The sequence below is a fragment of the Noviherbaspirillum denitrificans genome (genome assembly GCF_002211445.1).
Taxonomy (GTDB): domain Bacteria; phylum Pseudomonadota; class Gammaproteobacteria; order Burkholderiales; family Burkholderiaceae_D; genus Noviherbaspirillum; species Noviherbaspirillum denitrificans.
Map to the genome: position 1 here is coordinate 2,445,489 of NZ_LSTO01000001.1, position 1,734 is coordinate 2,447,222.

Consider the following 1,734-nt stretch of genomic DNA (forward strand, 5'->3'; position numbering starts at 1 on the left):
GCCGGGCGACGACACCAGCGGCACGGCGTCCGGCGCACATCCGAGCAGCAGGCCGAGCGCCTCGCGCAATGCATTGCGAATACCGGCACGCGCCGCATCGCGGATCGCGGTCATGGGCGTCTCGATACCGATGACCACCAAGCCATTCGCAGCCCAGCAGCCGGACACGCGCTGCGCGTCCGACGGCCAGGCCAGCACCTCAGTGTTCACCGCGCCGGCGCCGCCGGGCAGCCGCGCCAGCTCGAACCGGCGGGGATCTGCTCGCCCTTCATCACCAGCGTGAGCGGGCCGAGGCGGGCATTGTCTTCCACCACCGCGCTGTACAGCACCGCGCTGCGCGGCGCCATGTAGACGCGGCTGCCGATGTCGACCTGGTCGATCTTCATCACGCGGTCTTCAAACAGGTGGGTCTGCGGGCAGGTCAGCGCGTTCAGTTCGCTGTAGTCGCCGATCTTCACGCAATCGAATTCCGTCATGTCGGTGGTGTCGAGGTAGACGCCGCGGCCGATGCGGCAGCCGAGCAGGTTCAGCGCCGCCGGCAACCACGGCGTGCCGCGCAGGTAGCGCATGAAGTTCGGCACGGCGATGCCTTCGTACATATTGGTCATCGCCTCGGACAGCCACACGAACGGCGTCCACATCGGCGCACTGCGGCGTCCGTAGCGGAACAGCAGCATCCACTTCAGCAAGACGACGAACAGGAAGGTGCCGATGCCGTACGCCAGTCCGGCAAGCGCGAGTTCAACGACCACTTCACCCCAGTTGCCGGCGCCGGCGATGGGCATCACATCGAGTACGATGGTGTAGCCGACCGAGATCACGATCGCATGCGGCGCGATGATGCGGAAGGCTTCGACCAGGCCGCGTGCGAGGCGGCGCAGTGGCGACGGGCGGAAGGTCAGCTTTTCCGGGAAGCCGGCGGTTTCTTCGCGCGCCGGCAGGTTGATCGGCGGCGAGCCGAGCCAGGTGTCGCCGTTGCGGATGGCCGCATTGTCCGGCACCGTGGAATGCACGCCGATCAGCACATTCTCCGGCAGTACCGTTCCGTCGGGGATGTAGGAGCCGTTGCCGATGAAACTGCGGCGCGACACGACGGTGGGCTTCATGGTCATCCAGCCGCCGTCGATCTTTTCGTCGCCGAGCATGACCGCATCCGCAACGAAGGTTTCGTCGCCGAGGGTGAGCATGTCCGGCACCAGCCCGAGCGCGGTAGAGATTTCCGCATCGCGGCCGACGCGCGCGCCAAGCAGGCGGTACCACGACGGCGCGAAGACGGTTGCGTAGACGCCGTGCAGCACGTTCAGGCTGGATTCCTGGATCTGGTTGACCAGCCATTTCGCGCAGTACAGGTTGCTGTGCACCGGCCAGCTGCCCGGCTTCAGGCGCGGCAGCACGCTCCAGCGGATCAGCGCCGACAGCAGCGCAGTGAGGACGATCAGCACCGCGGTCGCCGGGAAGGCGAGCACGAAGTAGCGCACCAGTTGCATTGGAATGGCATTGCCTTGCAGCCATCGGAAATGGTCGGCGGTGTCGAACCAGTCGATCAGCATGAAGCTGGGGAAGACCGGCAGGAAGAACACCGTCGCGATGAGCAATGCGCCAACCAGGAAGAAGACTGCTTCGCCGAAGTGGCGCAGGCGGGTGACCGGCGGACGTGGCGGGTTCGACGCCGGGTCGAAGGCGCCGGCATCCTGCGCCGGAGAGCCGCGCCAGAGACGGCCGGCCGGCACCGCC

Annotated in this window: 2 protein-coding genes; both read right to left on the bottom strand. The window is 66.8% G+C overall.

Translation table 11 applies throughout. The features are described from left to right. Positions 1 to 210, bottom strand: a 210-nt coding sequence (locus AYR66_RS28345) for a hypothetical protein (RefSeq protein ID WP_206047151.1), incomplete at its 3' end; no start/stop codon positions are given. Beyond that, a partial coding sequence (locus AYR66_RS11980) for a Pls/PosA family non-ribosomal peptide synthetase (protein WP_337366949.1) occupies positions 207 to 1,734 on the bottom strand: 1,528 nt, incomplete at its 5' end. The genes AYR66_RS11980 and AYR66_RS28345, both read right to left, overlap by 4 nt.